Genomic DNA, 19,456 nt, shown 5'->3' with positions numbered 1-19,456 from the left:
CGGAACGGGGTGTCGGCGAGACGCCGTCGCCCCGTCTCCCCGGCGGCACGCACCGCCTTGCCGATCGGCACGGTCCATGGCAGACGCCTCGGCGCGAATGCCACACTCTGAAGCGGATTGCGCGGCGCGTTGATCGGCGCTGCCGGCGAGGCCGAACCCGGCTTCCCGCGCCCGATCCTGGATGTTACGGAAACGTCATCATCCAGAAAAAAGGCAAACCATGCCATCCGTGGAAACGCCCGCCGGACGAACGGGGTCCGGTCTCACCGCCGCCATCGCCGCTGATCCGGACTTCCGTGTTCTCGCCGCCCGCCGGGCGCGTCTCGGCCTGCTGGTCGTGATCCCGACCATGGTGATCTATTTCGGCTACATCGCCGTGCTGGTGACGGCGCCCGAGATCCTGCGGGTGCGGATCGGGCAGGCGACGACGCTGGGGCTGCCGGTCGGCCTCGGCGTGATGATCGCGACCTTCCTGCTGGTCCTGTTCTATGTGCGCCGTTCCGCGTCGCAGCTCGACCGGCTGTGTCAGGCCATCGTCGCACGGCACGCGCGATGAGCCGTGCATCGAAAGGGCGGATCGCCGCCCTGTCCGCGGCGGCACTGCTCATGCCGGCGCTGGCCTTCGCCGCCGGCCTCGAGACCGGGCCCGTGGTGCGTCAGAAGCTGAACCTGACCGCGATCGGCATGTTCCTGGTGTTCGTTCTGGTGACCCTCGGCATCACCTTCTGGGCGGCGCGTCGGACGCGCTCCGTGGGCGATTTCTACAATGCCGGCGGCGGCATCACCGGGTTCCAGAACGGCCTGGCGATCGCCGGCGACTACGTGTCGGCCGCCTCGTTCCTGGGCATCTCCGCGCTGGTCTACACCTCGGGCTATGACGGGCTGATCTATTCGATCGGCTTCCTGGTCGGCTGGCCGATCGTGGTCGGTCTGCTGGCGGACCGTCTGCGCAATCTGGGCCGGTTCACCTTCGCCGACGCGGTGTCCTACCGCCTGCAGCCCGGGCCGGTGCGCACGGTGGCGGCGGTGAACTCCCTCGTGGTGGTGCTGTTCTACCTGATCGCGCAGATGGTCGGCGCGGGCGCGCTGATCGAGACCCTGTTCGGCCTGCCCTACAACGCGGCCGAGATCATCGTCGGCGTGCTGATGATCCTCTACGTGCTGTTCGGCGGCATGCTGGCGACCACCTGGGTGCAGATCATCAAGGCGTGCCTGATGCTGGCCGGCACCACGACGATCGTGCTGCTGACCCTGTCGCATTTCGGCTTCTCGCTCGACGCGCTGTTCGCGGCCTCGGTGACGGCGCATCCGAAACACGCGGCGATCATGGCGCCGGGCGCGCTGGTGGCGCACCCGCTCTCCACGGTCTCGCTCGGCATCGCGCTGATGTTCGGCACGGGCGGCCTGCCGCATATCCTGATGCGCTTCTTCACCGTGCCCGACGCCCGCGCGGCCCGATCCTCGATCGCCTGGGCGACGGGTCTGGTCGGCTACTTCTATGTGATGACCTCGCTGGTCGGCTTCGGCGCGATCGCGCTGATCTCACACGACCCGAGCTATCTCGACGCCGCAGGCAAGCTGCGCGGCAGCACCACCATGGCGGCGCTGCACCTGTCGCACGCGGTGGGCGGCAATCTGATGCTGGGCTTCATGTCGGCGGTGGCCTTCGCGACCATCCTGGCGGTGGTGGCCGGGCTGACCATCGCCGGCGCCTCGGCGATCAGCCACGATCTCTATGCCTGCGTCCTGCGTCGCGGCGAGGATCCGGGCGGCGTGGCGGAGAAGCGTGTGACCCGTATCACCTCGTTGGTGATCGGGCTGATCGCGGTGGTGTTGGGCATCCTGTTCCAGGGCGAGAACGTCGCCTTCCTGGTGGCGCTCGCCTTCGCGGTCGCGGCCAGCGCCAATTTCCCGGTGCTGCTGCTGGCGATGTACTGGCGCGGCTTCACCACGCGCGGCGCGGTGTGGGGCGGCTGGCTCGGCATGATCTCGTCGGTGGGCCTGACCATTCTGAGCAAGGTGGTGTGGGTGGCGATCCTGGGCTTCCCGCATCCGCTGTTCGGTCTGGAAAGCCCGGCGATCCTCTCGCTGCCGCTGGGATTCCTGGGCGGCTGGCTGGGTTCGGTCACCGATCGCACCCCGCGTGCCGCGCGCGAACGGGCCGCGTTCGACGAGCAATACGTGCGCTCGCAGACCGGCATCGGCGCCGCGGCCGCTTCGTCGCACTGATCGTTCTGGCGACGGTCCCGATCAACGGGACCGTCGCGCCCGGAGCATAACCGGGCATTCAAGGAAACCTCCAACCGGACGTGTTGCCATGCGCGACCCCTCTGCCGGCCGACGCCGGTCTTCGCTCCTTCCCGTTCTGCTGACGGCCGCAACGACCGTCTCGTTCGCCGGCGCAGCCCATGCGCAGCGTGCCGAAACGGCGCAGACAGGCGATACGGACACCATCACCCAGCTCAAGATCGCGACGCCCGCGCCGGCTTCGGCGACCATCGGCGGCACGCCCCCGATCGCCGCCTACGCGCCGCTGACCTGGCACGGCATCACGCTCTACGGCACGCTGGATGTCGGCGTCGGCTACATGTCGCACGGCCAGAAGCTGAGCACGTCGTTCGGGCCGGGGCTGAACTATCTCGTGTCCAGGAACAGCGGCCGCTCGCGCTGGGGCGTGGAGCCGAATGCGCTCGGCTATTCCTCTTTGGGCCTGAAGGGCCGGGAAACATTGGCGCCGGGCATCTCGTTCGTGTTCGACGCTCAGGGCACCTATCTTCCCACGTCCGGTCGCCTTTCCAACGGACTGGCGTCGCTGAACAGCAATAGCGGCGTGCCGCTGAGCCAGCAGAGCGGCAACGCGGACAGCAACCGCAACGGGCAGGTGTTCAACTCCTTCGCCTATTTCGGTCTGAGCACGAAACTGGGCACCCTGACTTTCGGCCGCCAGAACGGTTTCGATCTTGACGGCGTGATCGCCTACGATCCGCTCTTCGCGTCCAATGCCTTCTCGGTGATCGGCTGGCAGGGCGCGACGGCGGGCACGGGCAACACGGAGAACGCCAGGCTCGACGACGTGCTGAAATACCTCGTGAATTTCGGCCCGATCCGAACCGGCGTGCTGTATCAGCTGCCGAACGCACCGGGCAAAGGCGGCAAGGACGGCCATGGCGGCGGTGGTGCCGTGCAGGTGGATATCGGTGCGACGCTGCGCGGATTGTCCGTGGACGCAATCTATTCGCATGTAGACGACGCGATCGCCGCATCCAGCCTGACCGCGGCGCAACAGCGCGTATCGCCCCCGAATTCCCTGGCGGCGACAGTGTCCGACACGTCGAGCGTGATGCTTCTGGCGAAATACCGGATGAAGCGGCTGAGCCTGTTCGCGGGCTACGAGAACATCCGTTACGCCAATCCGGGCAATCCGGTGATCGCCGGCACCTACGATTACGGCTACCAGCTGGCGGTGGTGAACAACGGTGCCTTCCTGCGCAACAAGCTGTTCCAGGTGGTGTGGACGGGCGCGCGCTACGCGGTGACGCCCAAGCTGTCGCTGGATGCCGCCTATTACCACGAGCATCAGAACAGTTTCGCCGCCAATCGCTGCACCGATGCTAGCCAGGCGAGCTGTTCCGGCAATCTGGACGCGGTGTCGGTGGTGGCGGATTACCGCGTATTCAAGCGGTTCGAGGTGTATGGCGGCGCCATGCTCTCGATGGTGAACAACGGTCTGGCGAGCGGCTTCCTGAACCGGAGCAATGTGGATCCTACGGTGGGTGGCCGCTTCACCTTCTGAACACCCAGCCAGGTTTCGAGTGGAGGCAGACGATCGGCAGCGGAAGCCTCGCTGCCGGCGGCCGATCTCTGCGTTTGGCGAGTCAGACCGGTTTCGGCTGAAGAATGTCCAGCAGCTTCCGGAGCAGCTCGATCAAGGCGGCATAGTCGCTATGGCCCATCGCGTTTTCCGTGATGGCGCTATGGCCATCCACGGCGCGCGTCACTTTCGTCGCCACGCTACGACCCAATGGGGTGATCTGCAGTTCGACCGCACGCTGGTCGTCAGCGGCGCGGCGGCGGGACAGCAAGCCGCGATCCTCAAGCCGGTCCAGCAGAGGGCTGAGATTGCCGAGTTTGATCCCCAGCATTTCGCCGAGACGGCTCGGCCGGATGTGCCGATTCTGACGCACGGCGATCAGAACCGTGAACTCCGTCGGGCGGAGGTCGAAAGCGCGCACCTCATGGGTGACACGCTCAAGAACGGCGGCGTGGCAACGGCGGAGCAGGAAACCGAGATGGTCCCCGACCGGATTGATCAGCCCTTCCGCGGAGCCGAGCATGTCCGTGTCCACTCGATCGCCCATTACCAAACCCCTTCAAGAACCCAATCATAATCGAGACATCGTATTGAAAAAGAGACGGCCTATGTCTGGCAAACCGGACCTGCCCGCTAAGGCCGGTCTGCAAACGCCAGTCTCCGCGGTGGGGCCATAAAACGAATTGCTGCCGTCAAACCGGCCCGCGCGTCGATTTTGAAACGGCGGACAGGATGCGTCTAGGGCATGGAGCCGCAACGTTGGGGGAAAACCGAATCACGATCACGGATAAGCAGCTTGTTTCCCCGAAACGACATCGCTTGCCCCAACCGGAGGCATTGATCCACCACACAAACAAAGCATGGATCAGCGGCGTGAACGTGGATCGGCCGTCCGTACCCACCAGCGCGAAAGAGGTTGTCGGCCTGCGGGCAACGATCAGCCGGTCTTCGACGGCATGACGGACACGGCCCGGACAGGCGCGTCATGACGCCATCTGCTGCCGGAACACACAAAGGGGGGGCAGGGTCTTGCGCTGCGACCGGCTTCGGGTCGAACGCGGTATCCGCGATGCGTTCTTGGATTGTCCGGCCGAACCGGCGGACTGCGACCGTTCGGCTGACATGACCACCAGTGCGGAGCTTCGCACCCATCATTGCGCCGTAAGCAGAAGAGGAGCCGACCCAGTCATCTGCCCGCACCGCACACTCCATCGCGTGACGCGTCAGGTACGGTTTGTCGGAAAAGCAGTCAGGTCACGAGCCGCCCGAAGGTATCCACAACCCGTCAGACGCAACGATCGCCACCTGAGGTCAGTCGCTACGGTCGGGTTGTTTCTTCAGCTTTCACCCGCCAACGGAGACTCTCGACGGCGCAAAATGCGCGTGACGATGGGATGAAGAATGACGCCCCGAGCAACGCGCTAATTTTGTTTGTTTTCTTGCTTGTTTCTGGCGGAGAGGGTGGGATTCGAACCCACGGTAAGCTTGCACCCACAACGGTTTTCGAGACCGTCCCAATCGACCACTCTGGCACCTCTCCGGAGGTCGTGGCGGCGGGCTTATAGGATCATCCTGGCTCCGGTTGCAAGAGCTTGACAGCGGAAAGCCCGATCGGCTATGCGCACCGCTCGCTGAGGAAGGCTTTTCGCCGGCAACAGCGTCGTTCCGCGCATGCGTGGAGCCCATCATAAGAAGCGACTGGGGTTCCGCATGATCGCCACAAGGCGGCCGGGGCTCGAGAGATCGGAAAGCAGGACAAACATGTACGCAGTCATCCGCACCGGCGGAAAGCAGTATCGCGTGACCCCGCAGCAGGTGCTGAAGGTCGAGAAGCTCGATGTCGAGCCGGGCGCAACCTACACCTTCACCGACGTGCTGGCCCTGGGTGGCGGCGAAGGTGCGGCCGTGATCGGCGCCCCGCTGGTTCCGGGCGCCACCGTGACCGCCACGGTGATCGCGCAGGACAAGCTCGACACGGTCATCATCTTCAAGAAGCGTCGCCGGCAGAACAGCCGCCGCCGCAACGGCCATCGCCAGCCCGTGACGGTGCTGCGCATCGGCGAGATCAGCGCCGCCTGAACCCGAAGGGGCGGCTCATGCCCGCCCTGAGGATGTCGGCAGCACAGTCAGCACAGGAGTTCAGGCAATGGCACATAAGAAAGCAGGCGGTTCGTCCCGCAACGGTCGCGATACCGCCGGCCGTCGTCTCGGCGTGAAGAAGTTCGGCGGCGAGAGCGTGATCGCCGGCAACATCATCATCCGCCAGCGCGGCACCAAGGTGAAGCCCGGCCGCAATGTTGGCGTGGGTCGCGATCACACCATCTTCGCGCTGGTCGACGGCCACGTGAAGTTTGAGACCCGCGCCGAAGGCCGGGTGCAGGTTTCGGTGGACGCCCCGGCGCTGGCCGCGGAATAACCGCTTCCGCACGGTTGGTTCTTCCAGAAGGGTCGGCCGCAAGGCCGGCCCTTTTTCATCCCCTGCTCTTTCCCGCCGCGTTCCGCCCATCCGGCCCCGGAACCTCGATTCGGACCGTATGCGATGAAGTTTCTCGATCAGGCCAAGATCTATGTGCGCTCCGGCGATGGCGGCGACGGCGTCGTCGCGTTCCGTCGCGAGAAATACATCGAGTTCGGCGGACCGGACGGCGGCAATGGCGGCAAGGGCGGCGATATCTGGTTCGAAGCCGTCGCCAACCTCAATACGCTGATCGATTTCCGCTACACGCAGCATTTCCGCGCTCGCAAGGGCGGCAACGGTTCCGGCTCCGACCGCACCGGCGCAGGCGCGGATGACGTTCTGATCCAGGTGCCGATCGGCACGCAGATCTTCGACGAGGAGCGCGAGGTTCTGCTTGCCGACCTCGACGCACCGGGCAAGCGTATCCTGCTCTGCAAGGGCGGCGATGGCGGCTTCGGCAACGCCTCGTTCAAGACCAGCACCAACCGCGCGCCGCGACGCGCCGACAAGGGCTGGCCGGGCGAGGAACGCTGGGTGTGGCTGCGGCTCAAGCTGATCGCCGATGCCGGTCTGGTCGGCCTGCCCAATGCCGGAAAATCGACCTTCCTGTCGGTCGCCTCGGCCGCCAAGCCGAAGATCGCCGACTATCCCTTCACCACGCTGCATCCGCAACTCGGCGTGGTGCGCCTGACCGATACGGAAGAATTCGTCCTGGCCGACATTCCCGGCCTGATCGAGGGCGCGCATGAAGGCGCAGGACTCGGCGATCGTTTTCTCGGCCATGTGGAACGCTGCGCCGTTCTGTTGCACCTGATCGACGGCACGGCCGGCAACGTGGTGGATGCCTGGCGCACCATTCGCGAGGAGCTGGAGGCCTATGGCGGTGGTCTGGCCGAAAAGCCCGAGATCATCGCGCTCAACAAGATCGACGCGATGACCCCGCAGCAGATCGGCACGCGTCGCCGTGCGCTGGAGCGCGCGACCGGCAAGCAGGTGGTGCTGCTGTCCGGCGCGACGCATACGCATGTCAAGGAAACGCTCCGTCTGCTTCAGGATGCGGTGCACGAGTTCCGGCGTGGCTGAAGACGCCGCACTGCCGCGTTTCGGCCGCGCACGGCGGCTGGTGGTGAAGATCGGCAGCGCCCTGGTGGTCGATGCCGATGCGGCCAGCCCCCGAACGGCCTGGTTGGACGGCGTCGCCGCGGACATCGCGGCCCTGCGGAGCCACGGTGTCGAGGTGATCGTCGTGTCGTCCGGAGCCATCGCGCTGGCCCGTCATGCACTCGGCTTGAAACGGCGCACGCTACGTCTGGAAGAAAAGCAGGCGGCAGCCTCGGTCGGTCAGATTCGTTTGGCCCAGAGCTGGAGCCAGGCGCTTTCCGCACACGGATTGGTCGCGGCACAGCTTCTGCTGACACCGGACGACACCGAGGACCGCCGCCGCTATCTCAATGCCCGCGCCACGCTCGACACGCTGTTGTCCCTTGGCTGCGTGCCGGTAATCAATGAGAACGATACGATCGCCACCGCCGAAATCCGTTTCGGCGACAATGACCGGCTCGCCGCGCGTGTGGCCGAGATGATCGGCGCCGATCAGCTGCTGCTCCTGTCCGACATCGATGGTCTCTACACCGCCGATCCGCGCACGAACCCGGATGCGCAGCACGTGCCGGTCGTGGGATCGCTGACGGCGGAGATCGAGGCCATGGGCGGCGCGCCCCCGCCCGGTTATTCCTCCGGCGGCATGCGCACCAAGCTGATGGCTGCCGCCATTGCCACCGGCTCCGGCTGCGCCATGGCGATCGGTCTCGGCAAGACCGACCACCCATTGCAGGCGCTCTACGACGGCGCGCGTTGCACCTGGTTTCTGCCAACGCCCGGCGGCCGCACGGCCTGGAAACGCTGGATCGCCGCAGGCCTCCCCCCGTCCGGCAGTCTGATGATCGACAATGGCGCCGCCCGCGCGCTGGAAACGGGCGGTTCGCTGCTCCCGGCAGGGGTGCGTCATGTGGAGGGTGTTTTTGAACGCGGCGACGTGGTCCGTGTGCAGACGGAGACCGGCGAAACGCTAGGGCGTGGTCTTGCAGCCTATGGCAGCGTGGATGCCGCCCGCATTGCCGGTCGCCGCTCGGACGAGATCGAGACGGTGCTCGGCTGGCGCGGCCGCGACGAGATGATCCACCGCGACGATCTGGTGATGGGAACGCACTGAGGCGTTTCATCGCCAGACTTTAAAGCGTTCACGCCGCCTTCACCTGCTGCAGGAACTGACGCACCTCGCGGTTCAGCATCTCCGATTGTCGCGACAATGCGCTGGCTGAAGCCATCACCTGCGTCGCTGCCGAATTGTTATCCTGCGTGGCGCGACTGACCTGGACGATGTTCTCGGTCACGGCGCGCGTGCTTCCAGCCGTTTGCTGAACGTTCCGCGCGATCTCACCGGTGGCGGCGCCCTGCTGTTCCACGGCCGCCGCGATCATCACCGATGACCGGCTGATATCTTCGATACCGGTGGCGATCGCACCCAGGGCGGTGACCGCCGCCTGCGTGGCCTCGCGGATCTGCCCCACCTGCTCGCCCACACCCTCGGTTGCCTTGGCCGTTTGCTGCGCCAGCGACTTCACCTCGGAGGCCACCACGGCGAAGCCTTTGCCCGCTTCGCCGGCTCGTGCCGCTTCGATGGTGGCGTTCAACGCCAGAAGATTGGTCTGCGCGGCGATGGACGAGATGAGGTCGACAATCTGTCCGACCCGGCCCGACGCATCGGCGAGCTGCGTCACCACGGCGTCGGTTCGATGCGCATCCTCCGCCACCAGACCAGCCCGTTCCGCGCTCGCGGCGACCTGACGGGTGATCTCGCGCACCGAACTGCTGAGCTGTTCCGTCGCGGCGGCAACGTTCTGAACGCCCTGATCAGCACTCCTCGCCGCATCCGCCACGAGATTGGACTGACGTCCGGTCGTCTCCATCGTCGATGACATTTCGCCCGCAGTCGCTTCAAGTTCGGACGCCGCGGCGGCCAGCATATCGACCATATCGGCAACCTTAGTCTCGAACGCGTCGACCAACACTTCGAGCGAGCGTGCGCGCCCCTCTCGCACCCGACGCTCCTCGGCCTGTGCCGTTTCCAGCGTGACGCCGCGCAGCATGCTGTCTTTGAACACGCGAACTGCCGCCGCCATGCGGCCGATCTCGTCGCCGCGATCCGTGCATGGTACGGGCGCATGAAGATCGTGCGCCGCCAGACCCTTCATGCGATCGGCCAGGGCCAGGATCGGACGCGAGATGGTCCGCAGCATACCCCACCCGATCGAGACGCAGAGGGCGATCACGATCAGAACCAGTCCGACGATCAACAGGCGCGAGATGTGGGCGTCGGCGACGTCGCGCTCGGCCTGCTTGCCGACCTGCGCGCGCATCGTTGTCAACGAATCGGCAAGGCGATTCTCGAAACGATCAAAGGTTACGCGCATCGGGCCGCGAAAACTCTCCAGCGGCGTGCTGATTGCCCCCATCTTGAGCTGGCCGACATATACCCCATCCTGGATCAGATAGGCCTTCCAGTCATCGGCGAACGCCGTGCCCTCCTTCCGGATCGCCGGATTGGAGGAGGCAGCCATGGCTGCAAACTGCTCGTCGATGCGATGGCTCGCATCGGCCAGCTGCGCCAGATCCGTCGGGGCCGTGGCCGCATTGCTAATCGCGAGACTGGCTTCGCTCTGGCGAAACCGCATCGTCTCGTAAGCCAGCGTCACGATCGCCTTCAGCCCAGGCAGCGTTTCCACAGCCATGGTGTCGGTCGCGTTGGCGAGCATGTCGATCCGGCGGTCGGCAACCACGCCGAGACAGGCCGCGCAACCGACGATCAGGGCGAAGCCGAGACCGATCTTGCGGACAATGGGCATGTTGGACAGATGCAGCATTCTCGTTTCTTTCCCGTTGGGAACGAGACTGCATGGAGACCGGTAAAAGAAATCCTAATATCGTCGTCCGGTCCGACAAATCCGCGTCGTTAGCGCGGTGGCCAGCGCAGCGTCGGCTCCGAACGTGAGGGGCCGCGCGGCGTCTCCGGGGTGGACCCGTGGAAGCGATCGCGGGACGGATCGCGCAAGGTCGTGGCGCGCAGAGGCCGGCGCGGCGGCGACTCCGCATCGTCCCAATCAGTGGCCGAGTCACGAAAGGGCACTCGTTCTTCGGCTGGCGGCGTGTAGCGCAGCGGCGCGGGCTCGCGTACCGCGGCGAAGCGCGGCGGCACGGGCGACCGCTCCGCGGGCCGTGCGGGCTCCTGCTGCGGCTCCTGATGGGGAGCCGGCGACGGATGAAGTGGCTCGGTGCGCGCCGGCTCCACGTAAGGCGGCTCAGGCGTCTGCACCGGGGACGGGCTTCGCCCTAGCGCCTGACGCGGCATCTCCTCGAATACCGGCTCGCGCAGCGGCGCACGATTCGGGTCCGGCAGCCTTGTCGCCACCATCCGCAACTCGGCATGGATGTCGTCGAGCTGCGCTTCCAAGAAGTCGAGCCGACCCTTCAGGCCGAACACGGCGAACGGCATCATCAGGAACGCGAAGCCGAACAGGATCGCCAGGATCAGGATCACCAGCTGCGCCCACCAGGGCACCCAGTCCGGCAAAGGAAGGTTCAACGACATCACGCGAACATAACGTGATCGAACGCGGCCCGCCAGCGTCTCGACGAGACGCCGGACAGGACGCGGGCGGCGTTACATCCCGAGTGCGCGGCGGTAGATGTCGAGCAGGGTTTCCTGCTCCTCCACATCCGCCGGCTCCTGCTTGCGGATGCGGATGATCTGGCGGATCACCTTCACGTCGAACCCGGCGGACTTGGCTTCGGCGAAGATGTCCTTGATATCGGAGGCAAGCGCCTTGCGCTCCTCTTCGAGCCGTTCGACGCGCTCGATGATGGAGCGAAGCCGGTCCGCGGCGATCCCGCCGACGGCGCTGGCCGTGCTGTCCTGGGTGTCGTCGTGCCCGGCGTTCCGGTCGGCTTCGTCCAGCATGATGACACTTCTCCGTTCAGGGCATCCGGCGGGGGTGCGACCCGTTACCGGGGTTCGGGATCGTTCGCAGGTCGGGGGCTTACCGTGGCGCGACGCGGGCGGTCAATGATGTTAGGTATCGCCGGCCGAGAGGGTCGGCAGAAGGAGCGATGAGGGATGGCGACATTGAACATGGTGGACACATTCGACTACGTCGTGTTCGGCGCCACCGGCGACCTGACCATGCGCAAGCTGCTGCCTGCGCTGTATCACCGTTTCCGCGACGGGCAGATCCCAGAGGACAGCCGCATCATCGGCACCTCGCGCTCCAAGCTGAGCCATGACGAGTTCCGCGAACGGGCCGACAAGGCGCTGCGCCGTTTCGTGAAGGGTGATGCGCTGAACGAGGAGACGGTGCAGCGTTTCCTGCGCATGGTGTTCTTCGCCAGCGTTAACGGCGCCGAGGCCGACAGCACCTGGGAGAACCTGCGCGATCTGTTCGGCGAGGATCGCGCCGACGTGATCCGCGTGTTCTATTTCGCGACCTCGCCCGAACTCTACGGCGCCATCTGCAAGAACCTGCACGATAATGGGCTGGTCACCGAGAAGACCCGCGTGGTGCTCGAAAAGCCGATCGGTCACGATCTGGCCAGCGCCCGCAAGGTCAACGACGAGGTCGGCGCGTATTTCGAAGAGAAGAAGGTCTTCCGCATCGATCATTACCTGGGCAAGGAAACCGTCCAGAACCTGATCGCGCTGCGCTTCGCCAATCCGGTCTTCGAGCGCCTCTGGGACAGCGACGCGATCGAGCACGTGCAGATCACGGCGGCGGAAACCGTCGGCGTGGAAGGCCGCGGCGATTACTATGACAATTCCGGCGCCCTGCGCGACATGATCCAGAACCACCTGTTGCAGGTGTTGTGCCTGGTGGCGATGGAGCCGCCCGGCTCGCTCGGTGCCGACGATCTGCGCAATGAGAAGCTGAAGGTGCTGCGCGCGCTGAAGCCGATCCGCGAGGAGGACGTCCCCAACGTCGCGGTGCGGGGGCAATACGGTCGCGGCAAGATCGGCAACGAGATCGTACCGGCCTATCTTGAGGAGCTCGGCGACGGCAAGCAGAGCGACACCGAAACCTTCGTCGCCATCCGCGCCGAGGTGCATAGCTGGCGTTGGGGCAAGGTCCCGTTCTATCTGCGTTCCGGCAAGCGTCTGCCAAACAAGGTCAGCGAGATCGTGGTGCAGTTCCGCGAGACACCCTGGTCGATCTTCCCGACCAAGCTCGAAGCGAACCGCCTGATCATCCGTCTGCAGCCGGAGGAAGGCATCCAGCTTTCGGTGATGAACAAGGTGCCCGGCGGCGACGGCATGGCGCTCAGCCCGGCCAACATCAACGTGTCCTTTGAGCAGGCCTTCGGCGCACGGTATCCCGACGCCTACGAGCGGCTGCTGATGGACACGGTGCGCGGCGATCCGGTGCTGTTCATGCGTCGCGACGAGGTCGAGGCCGCCTGGACCTGGGTCGAGCCGATCCTCGAAGCCTGGAAGAAGAAATGCTCACCCGTGCACCATTATCCGGCCGGATCCTGGGGCCCGGAAGCGGCGCGCAAGCTGCTGGCGACGACCCGCAATGTCTGGCACGAGGACATGGTCTGAGCGAGACCTTTCCCGACCGGTTCGAGCCTGGGTGGATCGCCACCCGGCTCGAACCCGGCTTCTCGGTGACGGCGACGGGGACGCCCGCCGTCGCCGAGGAAGCCGATCTTGCCGACGCGATCTGGGCGGACGCTCTGTGCGAACGCCCGAATCTGTTCGACGGCCGCGTCTTCATCGCGAACAGCGTGTCCCCCGGCTGCGTGGCCGGTTACTGGACGCGGTATCGGTTCCTGTTAGCCCAGCTGCGTCAGCCCGAACGATTTCCCCTGCCCCATCTCCGCGCGCTCGCCGTCAACGGCCTGTTGCGGTGTCCGTCCGGCATCGTCCTCGGGCGACGGCGTGCAGATGCGGTGTATCGACCGGCCTGTTGGCAATCGGTGCCGGCAGGTTCGGTGGAAGCGCGCGACGGCGACGCGGTGGACATCGCGGAGCAACTCCTGGCCGAACTGGAAGAGGAAATCGGGATCGTCGGCAGCGAGGTCGGCCCCGTGACGCCGATCGTCGCGATGGAGCATCCGGGCGGTCGTGTGCTGGATATCGGCTGCATCGTGACGACCGGTCTCGCCTTCGCGTCGATCGAGAAGCGCTGGCGGGACCGGGGGAACACCGAATACGACGCGCTACGCGTCATCGCGCAAAACGATATTCCCCGTTTCCTGGAAGAGAGCGGGCCGGACCTGCTGGTGTCGGCCCGTATCCTGCTGACCTACGTCTAGGCCGCGAATAACGACACGATCGCCTCGCAAAACGCCGGCAGATCATTCGGGTTACGCGACGTCACCAGCGTCCCGTCGCGCGACACGGTCTCGTCCACCCATTCCGCGCCGGCGTTACGCAAATCTGTCTTCAAGGACGGCCAGGACGCGATCTTGCGACCTTTGACCGCGCCGGCCTCGATCAGCATCCAGGGCCCGTGACAGATCGCCGCAATCGGCTTGCCGGCGTCATGGAAGGCCCGCACGAACGCAACGGCCTTGTCGTCCATGCGCAATGCGTCCGGATTGGTGGTGCCGCCCGGCAGAAGCAGCCCGTCATACGCTGCGGCATCGGCATCGGCGACGGCCAGATCGACCTCATAGGTGCCGGCCGGTTTCACGTCCTGCTCCATCGCCTGCACCGTGCCCGTCTCGATCGAGACGAACGTGACGGTCGCGCCTGCTTCCTCAAGCGCGGCCACGGGCTTGGTCAGTTCGACTTCCTCGACGCCGTTTGTGAACAGAACGGCGATCTTGCGCTGGCTGAGTGCGGCCATGGGTTCCTCCTGTGCTGGCCGTCTGGCAACGGCGTGCAACACAGGCTGTTCCACCCCTTTGCGGTCACGCGGTGGCGAGCACGCTCCAGACCGCGTCAGCGCTTCTCCGTCGAAACGCCGATCTGCTTGATATCCGTGAACACCAGATCGGGATTCATCTCGACCGTCCGACGCATCATGAAGGCGGACGAGGCCAGGAAAACGGGATCGCCATCGAGATCGTCGGCCATCGCGGTCCGGTTGGAGCCCACGAAACCGGCCAACTTGGTCTTCTCGCCGTCGACCCAGCGCGCCAGGGAGAACGGCGTGCTTTCGAAGCCGATCGCCACGCCGTATTCGCCGGACAAACGCGCCTGCAGCACGTCGAGCTGCAATGTGCCCACAACCCCGACGATGGGCGGTGCGCCATCCTGCGGGCGGAACAGCTGAACGACGCCTTCCTCCGCCAGTTCCTGCAGAGCCTGACGCAGCTTTTTTGCTTTCATCGCGTCGTCGAGACGTACGCGACGCAGGATTTCGGGGGCGAAATGCGGCACGCCGGTGAAGCGGATATCCTCGCCTTCGGTGAGCGTGTCGCCGATGCGCAGCGTACCGTGATTGGGAATGCCCACGACGTCGCCGGCGAAAGCCTCCTCGGCGAGTTGCCTGTCGCGCGCGAAGAAGAACTGCGGCGTATGCAGCGCGAATTGTTTGGCGGTGCGGACGTGACGCACGCGCATGCCGCGGGTGAGACGACCGGAACATACGCGGGCGAAGGCCATGCGATCGCGATGATTCGGATCCATGTTCGCCTGGATCTTGAAGATCAGCGCCGTCATGCCGGGTTCGTCCGCCTGCACGACGCGTGTGTCGGTGGCCTGCGCGCGCGGCGGCGGCCCGAAGCTCACCAGCGCGTCGAGGAGATCGGTGACGCCGATCTCACGCATCGCCGACCCGAAATAGACCGGGGTGAGATGGCCGGCATCGAATCCGTCCTTGTCCCATTCCGGCAAGGCCGCCTGCACCAGCTCGAGTTCCTCGCCCAGCGCCACCATGCGCGGGTCGCTTTGCTCCAACGGCGTGTCGAGATGCACGTCCCGGGCGCGCAGATCGTAGGTGCCGACGAACTGGGCGGCGCGGCCGATCGGCCAGGTGGCTGGCGCGGTATCCAGCGCCAGCGATTGCGACACCTCGTCCAGAAGCGCGAACGGATCCTGCGCCTCGCGATCCATCTTGTTGACGAAGGTGATGATCGGAATATCGCGCAGGCGGCAAATCTCGAACAGCTTCAGCGTCCGCGCCTCGATGCCCTTGGCGGCGTCGATCACCATCACCGCCGCATCCACCGCCGTCAGGGTGCGGTAGGTATCCTCCGAGAAGTCCTCGTGGCCCGGCGTGTCGAGAAGATTGAAGATGCAGCCGCCATACTCGAACGTCATCACCGAGGTCACGACGGAGATGCCGCGATCGCGCTCGATGCCCATCCAGTCGGAACGCGTGCGACGGCGTTCGCCCTTGGCGCGCACGTTACCCGCGAGCTGGATCGCGCCACCGGCACGCAGCAGGCGCTCGGTCAGCGTGGTCTTGCCGGCATCCGGGTGCGAGATGATCGCGAAGGTGCGGCGACGGGCGATTTCGGAAAGATTGTCAGACACTGCCAGGGGCTCCGCCCCTGGACCCGGCCAAGGGCTGGCCCTTGGAACCCAGGGTTTAGTATCGGGTGTCCAGAGGGCGACTGCCCTCTGGCGGGGTGCAGGGGCGGTACCCCTGCGGTCCGATCAACGCGAGTAGAATTCGACGACCAGGTTCGGTTCCATGGTCACCGGATACGGCACGTCCGAAAGCTTCGGCGAGCGGTTGAACTTGCCCTTCATGGAGCGGCTATCGACGTCCAGGTATTCCGGGATGTCGCGCTCGGCGCTCTGCACGGCGTCCAGCACCACGGCGAGCTGCTTCGACTTCTCGCGCACTTCGATGGTGTCGCCATCGCGCACCAGGAAGCTCGGGATGTTGACCTTGCGGCCGTTCACGGTCACGTGGCCGTGGTTCACGAACTGGCGGGCGGCGAACGGGGTCATCGCGAACTTCATGCGATAGACCACCGCGTCCAGGCGGCGCTCCAGCAGGTCAATCAGGTTCTCGGAAGTGTCGCCCTTACGACGGACGGCCTCGTCATAGTACTTGCGGAACTGCTTCTCGCTGATGTTGCCGTAGTAGCCCTTCAGCTTCTGCTTGGCCATCAGCTGCACGGAGAAGTCGGACGGCTTCTGCTTGCGGCGCTGGCCGTGCTGACCGGGGCCGTATTCGCGCTTGTTGATCGGGGACTTCGCACGGCCCCAGAGGTTCACGCCGAGGCGGCGGTTGATCTTGTACTTGCTTTCGAGGCGCTTGGTCACGAGCGCGCTCCTTTCTTCTCGGTGCGGCGACACGTTCGGGTGACCCCGTCGTCCCGTTCCGCTTGTTGCACCGGTAGGCCCTGACCCGGGCGGGTCGAGGCGGGCGCGTTCCGTGTCACCGTGCTCCGCGCAAGCGGAACCGGCCGGACCGTCCACGTTCCCGGCAGTGGGAGCGGCTTCTAGGCATCGGCTCCCGGATTGTCAATCTGAACGGCTAGGCTGGCCCCTCTTCAGTGCCGGCGATCACCCCGGCACCTGGATGCCGGAGCTACCTTGGCCAGGTCGACCCGCAGCAACGTGAAACAGCGACCCGCGGCCCGCTAGCTCCGGTTCAAACGACTGCAGAGAGGGCGGGCTGTTTAGAGCGATCGCCGCCCGAACAGTGCGTGATAGACCACCAGCACGACCATGGTGCCGATCACGGCGACGACGAGGCTGTAGACGTTGAGGCCGGTGACGTGGCTGCCACCGAAAGCGGTAAAGATGAAGCCGCCGACCAGGGCGCCCACGATCCCGAGAACGATGTCGAGAAGAAGTCCCGATCCGCTCTTGTTGACGAGCTTGCTGCCGATGAAGCCGGCGATCAGTCCGAGCACGATCCAGGCGAGGATGGACATGGCAGTTCCTCCACGATTGCGTCGACCGTGAAAGCGCGGAGTCGTCCCGGGGTTCGGCGGCCTCGCGATCCACTGCCGCAGCGTGGCGAGAAAGTCGCACTCTCGCCGAGCCTCGCTCAGCCTTGCGATACGGTCTCCAGCCGGGCCAGGAGCTGCTCGCCACGCTCGGCCGCGCAGCACAGAAACAGCGTGTTCGTCTCGTCCAAGGGCCAGGATACGAGGCCGAGATCGGCATAGACCGGCAGCAACTCGGGCCCGACGCGCCAGAACACCGGAGCGCGCTGCTCTTCCAGTGCCAGATCGCGCAGACGCCAGATCACCGACACACGGTCGGCGGCGGCGCCCAGCGGATCGCCCAGACCGATCAGCAAGCCCCGCTCGCGCCGGAAGGCGACCAGGGCACGGCCGGTCTCCCCGGCCATCAGCCCGTCCGCGCCGTGCGCGTCGATGCCCAGCCCCTCCCCGGATGCGAACTGCGACCAGCGCGTCGCGGGCTCGCCGGAGAACGGCAAAGCGGACACGTGCCCCGGCCGGACCAGACGGCCGAGGGCCACCAGACCGACCAGCACGGCCAGGGCCGTGGACACGCGCTGATGGGTGGGCACATGGGCGCCGAGAACCAGCGGCAGCCAGCCGCGCGCGCCCGCCACGCCACCGCCCGGCTCCAAGCGCGACAGGATCAGAAGGGACAGCACCAGCAGCAGCAGGGGCGCCATCGTGGCCGGCGCCAGCGGTTCGCTGAGGACACGGGCGTGACGGTAATAGGACGAGCGGAACGGAGCGATCGCCAGGGCCGCAAGGATCAGCACCGCCGGCACCTCCAGCGGCAGACCGCGCAGGGCGGAGAGTGCTGCGGCGATGCTGAGGAACACCAGTGTGGCGCCCCAGGCCAGGGTGACGCGCTGCGACAGGCCGATCGCCAGCCCGATCAGCACCGCGCCGATCAGGGACAGGACGTAATCGCCGATTGCCTCGATGCCGCGGGTGAACCCGCCCACCGCATCGCCGCCGAACAGCCCATCCGGACCAGCCGGACCGAGAGCCGGGATCAGCAAAGCGAGATCATCCGGCGCGCGATGGAACAGGCCGGTGGCGATCAACATGGCCCCGCACAGGATCACGGCGCCCGTAGCCACGGTGACGGAGAAATCGGCCTCGCTTTCCCGCACCGCCAGAGACGGACGGGGCGGCGCTGCACGCTCGACGCCCGCGCGGGCCGCGAGCAGGCTGTCGCCGCGCAGGAACAGTTCGTGCCCTGCGAACAGAAGCCCGGCCAGGAACAAGGGTAGGATATAATAATAGAGCCGGAACACGAGAATGGCGGCGACGGCGTCGGCGGCGGGCATGAACGGCGACAGGCCCAGCACCATGGCGCCGTCGAACACGCCGAGACCGCCCGGCACGCTGGCGAGCAGGCCGGCGCTGTAGCAGGCGATGTAGATGGCCAGGAACGCAGGATAGCTGAGGCCGATTCCGGCAGGCAGCAGCGCATAGGCGATCGCGGCCGTGGCAGCCACGTCGAGCGCGGACACGACCACCTGAGCGATCGCCATCTGCACGCCGGGCAGAGGCACGGTCCAGCGCCACAGGCGGACCGACGGGAGGCGAGCGGACAGGACGATATAGGCGAGCACGACTGCCCATGCGGCAACGCCCACCACCGCCATCAGCCCCCTCGGCAGATGCGCGTTCAGCGCCGAAAGCGCGCTTGGTTCCAGCAGCAGCACCCCGCCGATCAACGCACAGGCGCCGAGCAGATAGGTGATGGAACAGAAGGCGATGATGCGCGTGATCTCGAGCGGTTTCAGCCCCCAGCTTCCATAAAGGCGAAAGCGCACGGCGGCGCCCGAGATCGCGGCGAAACCCAGATTATGGGACAGCACATAGGAGCAGAAGGCGGCGAAGGCGGTGCGGCCGAAGCTCAGACGCCGACCGACATGAGCCACCGCGAGCCTGTCGTAGAACGACAGAATGAAATAGGAGAGCACGGTGAAGCCGGCGGACAACAGCAGCGCATGTGCCGGGATTTCACCGAGCGTGACGCGGATACGCGCGGGCGACAGGTGCCGGAACTCGTTGTGCACGGCATAGATCGCGCCCACGAGCAGAAACAGGCCGAGCAACGGCGGCAGCAGCCCGGAAAGCCGTTTCAGCCGCGATGATCTACGCGCGCCGCCTTCCGCGCAGCAGGGCGTGGAAGACCCGCCGCCGCCCGCTCCGAGGCCCTCCGGCATCGCGACGGGCTTTCGCTCGACATCGGACCGCATGGCGACGTCCGTGCCCGCCGAACGCCT

At 65.9% G+C, this 19,456-nt stretch carries 18 protein-coding genes and 1 tRNA gene; 9 read left to right on the top strand and 10 right to left on the bottom strand.

Annotation, left to right across the window (positions count from 1 at the left end; all coding sequences use genetic code 11):
* Positions 1 to 220 precede the first annotated feature (220 nt).
* From ACZ5BM_RS13840 to ACZ5BM_RS13830, 3 genes are all read left to right on the top strand, one after another.
* Positions 221 to 556, top strand: a complete 336-nt coding sequence (locus ACZ5BM_RS13840) for a DUF485 domain-containing protein (protein WP_498908691.1) — start codon at positions 221 to 223, stop codon at positions 554 to 556.
* Entirely contained in the window at positions 553 to 2,229 is a 1,677-nt protein-coding gene (gene actP / locus ACZ5BM_RS13835; RefSeq protein ID WP_498908690.1) for an SLC5/6 family protein, read from the top strand. Before ACZ5BM_RS13840 ends, actP begins: the two co-directional genes overlap by 4 nt.
* Before the next feature lie 88 nt (positions 2,230 to 2,317).
* Positions 2,318 to 3,793 carry a porin gene (locus ACZ5BM_RS13830; protein ID WP_498908689.1) on the top strand — a complete coding sequence of 492 codons (1,476 nt, stop codon included), beginning with the start codon at positions 2,318 to 2,320 and terminating at the stop codon, positions 3,791 to 3,793.
* Positions 3,794 to 3,875: 82 nt separating this feature from the next.
* On the opposite strand, the gene ACZ5BM_RS13825 is transcribed toward ACZ5BM_RS13830, so the two are convergent.
* The gene (locus ACZ5BM_RS13825) at positions 3,876 to 4,334 is read right to left on the bottom strand and encodes a MarR family winged helix-turn-helix transcriptional regulator (protein ID WP_498908688.1); all 459 of its coding nucleotides are present in this window, start codon (positions 4,332 to 4,334) and stop codon (positions 3,876 to 3,878) included.
* Between the two features lie 927 nt (positions 4,335 to 5,261).
* Positions 5,262 to 5,351: transfer RNA gene (locus ACZ5BM_RS13820), tRNA-Ser, on the bottom strand.
* Between the two features lie 221 nt (positions 5,352 to 5,572).
* Between ACZ5BM_RS13820 and rplU the strand changes: the two genes are divergently transcribed.
* From rplU to proB, 4 genes are all read left to right on the top strand, one after another.
* The gene (gene rplU, locus ACZ5BM_RS13815) at positions 5,573 to 5,890 is read left to right on the top strand and encodes a 50S ribosomal protein L21 (protein WP_422862675.1); all 318 of its coding nucleotides are present in this window, start codon (positions 5,573 to 5,575) and stop codon (positions 5,888 to 5,890) included.
* A gap of 67 nt (positions 5,891 to 5,957) precedes the next feature.
* Entirely contained in the window at positions 5,958 to 6,227 is a 270-nt protein-coding gene (rpmA, locus tag ACZ5BM_RS13810; RefSeq protein ID WP_422862674.1) for a 50S ribosomal protein L27, read from the top strand.
* 123 nt (positions 6,228 to 6,350) lie between these two features.
* Positions 6,351 to 7,352 carry a GTPase Obg gene (gene obgE / locus ACZ5BM_RS13805; RefSeq protein WP_498908687.1) on the top strand — a complete coding sequence of 334 codons (1,002 nt, stop codon included), beginning with the start codon at positions 6,351 to 6,353 and terminating at the stop codon, positions 7,350 to 7,352.
* Positions 7,324 to 8,481 carry a glutamate 5-kinase gene (gene proB / locus ACZ5BM_RS13800; protein ID WP_498908685.1) on the top strand — a complete coding sequence of 386 codons (1,158 nt, stop codon included), beginning with the start codon at positions 7,324 to 7,326 and terminating at the stop codon, positions 8,479 to 8,481. Before obgE ends, proB begins: the two co-directional genes overlap by 29 nt.
* 28 nt (positions 8,482 to 8,509) lie before the next feature.
* Here proB and ACZ5BM_RS13795 read toward each other — a convergent pair whose 3' ends face one another.
* From ACZ5BM_RS13795 to ACZ5BM_RS13785, 3 genes are all read right to left on the bottom strand, one after another.
* A complete protein-coding gene (locus ACZ5BM_RS13795) occupies positions 8,510 to 10,192 on the bottom strand; it encodes a methyl-accepting chemotaxis protein (RefSeq protein WP_498908684.1) in 1,683 nt (560 codons plus the stop codon).
* Between the two features lie 89 nt (positions 10,193 to 10,281).
* Positions 10,282 to 10,917 carry a hypothetical protein gene (locus tag ACZ5BM_RS13790; RefSeq protein ID WP_498908683.1) on the bottom strand — a complete coding sequence of 212 codons (636 nt, stop codon included), beginning with the start codon at positions 10,915 to 10,917 and terminating at the stop codon, positions 10,282 to 10,284.
* A 72-nt stretch (positions 10,918 to 10,989) separates the two neighbouring features.
* Positions 10,990 to 11,286 carry a DUF2312 domain-containing protein gene (locus ACZ5BM_RS13785; protein ID WP_498908682.1) on the bottom strand — a complete coding sequence of 99 codons (297 nt, stop codon included), beginning with the start codon at positions 11,284 to 11,286 and terminating at the stop codon, positions 10,990 to 10,992.
* A gap of 156 nt (positions 11,287 to 11,442) precedes the next feature.
* Between ACZ5BM_RS13785 and zwf the strand changes: the two genes are divergently transcribed.
* Both zwf and ACZ5BM_RS13775 read left to right on the top strand, forming a co-directional pair.
* Positions 11,443 to 12,918, top strand: a complete 1,476-nt coding sequence (gene zwf / locus ACZ5BM_RS13780; protein WP_498908681.1) for a glucose-6-phosphate dehydrogenase — start codon at positions 11,443 to 11,445, stop codon at positions 12,916 to 12,918.
* Positions 12,816 to 13,634: a hypothetical protein gene (locus ACZ5BM_RS13775; protein ID WP_498908680.1), complete on the top strand. Its 819-nt coding sequence runs from the start codon at positions 12,816 to 12,818 to the stop codon at positions 13,632 to 13,634. Before zwf ends, ACZ5BM_RS13775 begins: the two co-directional genes overlap by 103 nt.
* Here ACZ5BM_RS13775 and ACZ5BM_RS13770 read toward each other — a convergent pair.
* The 5 genes from ACZ5BM_RS13770 to ACZ5BM_RS13750 all read right to left on the bottom strand — a co-directional run bounded on the left by ACZ5BM_RS13770 (position 13,631) and on the right by ACZ5BM_RS13750 (position 19,429).
* Positions 13,631 to 14,170, bottom strand: coding sequence for a type 1 glutamine amidotransferase domain-containing protein (locus ACZ5BM_RS13770; RefSeq protein WP_498908679.1), 540 nt, complete (start codon positions 14,168 to 14,170; stop codon positions 13,631 to 13,633). The two genes, ACZ5BM_RS13775 and ACZ5BM_RS13770, sit on opposite strands and share 4 nt — an antisense overlap.
* A 95-nt stretch (positions 14,171 to 14,265) precedes the next feature.
* Positions 14,266 to 15,804, bottom strand: coding sequence for a peptide chain release factor 3 (locus ACZ5BM_RS13765; protein WP_498908678.1), 1,539 nt, complete (start codon positions 15,802 to 15,804; stop codon positions 14,266 to 14,268).
* 123 nt (positions 15,805 to 15,927) lie between these two features.
* Positions 15,928 to 16,545 (bottom strand): 30S ribosomal protein S4, encoded by a 618-nt coding sequence (rpsD, locus tag ACZ5BM_RS13760; protein WP_422862663.1) that lies wholly within the window; start codon positions 16,543 to 16,545, stop codon positions 15,928 to 15,930.
* A gap of 359 nt (positions 16,546 to 16,904) precedes the next feature.
* Positions 16,905 to 17,162: a GlsB/YeaQ/YmgE family stress response membrane protein gene (locus tag ACZ5BM_RS13755; RefSeq protein ID WP_498908677.1), complete on the bottom strand. Its 258-nt coding sequence runs from the start codon at positions 17,160 to 17,162 to the stop codon at positions 16,905 to 16,907.
* Positions 17,163 to 17,278: 116 nt separating this feature from the next.
* A complete protein-coding gene (locus ACZ5BM_RS13750; protein ID WP_498908676.1) occupies positions 17,279 to 19,429 on the bottom strand; it encodes a lysylphosphatidylglycerol synthase domain-containing protein in 2,151 nt (716 codons plus the stop codon).
* Positions 19,430 to 19,456 lie beyond the last annotated feature (27 nt).

Source organism: Lichenicola sp. GTC18331 (assembly GCF_055386855.1).
This window is presented reverse-complemented; position numbering and strand designations above follow the sequence as displayed.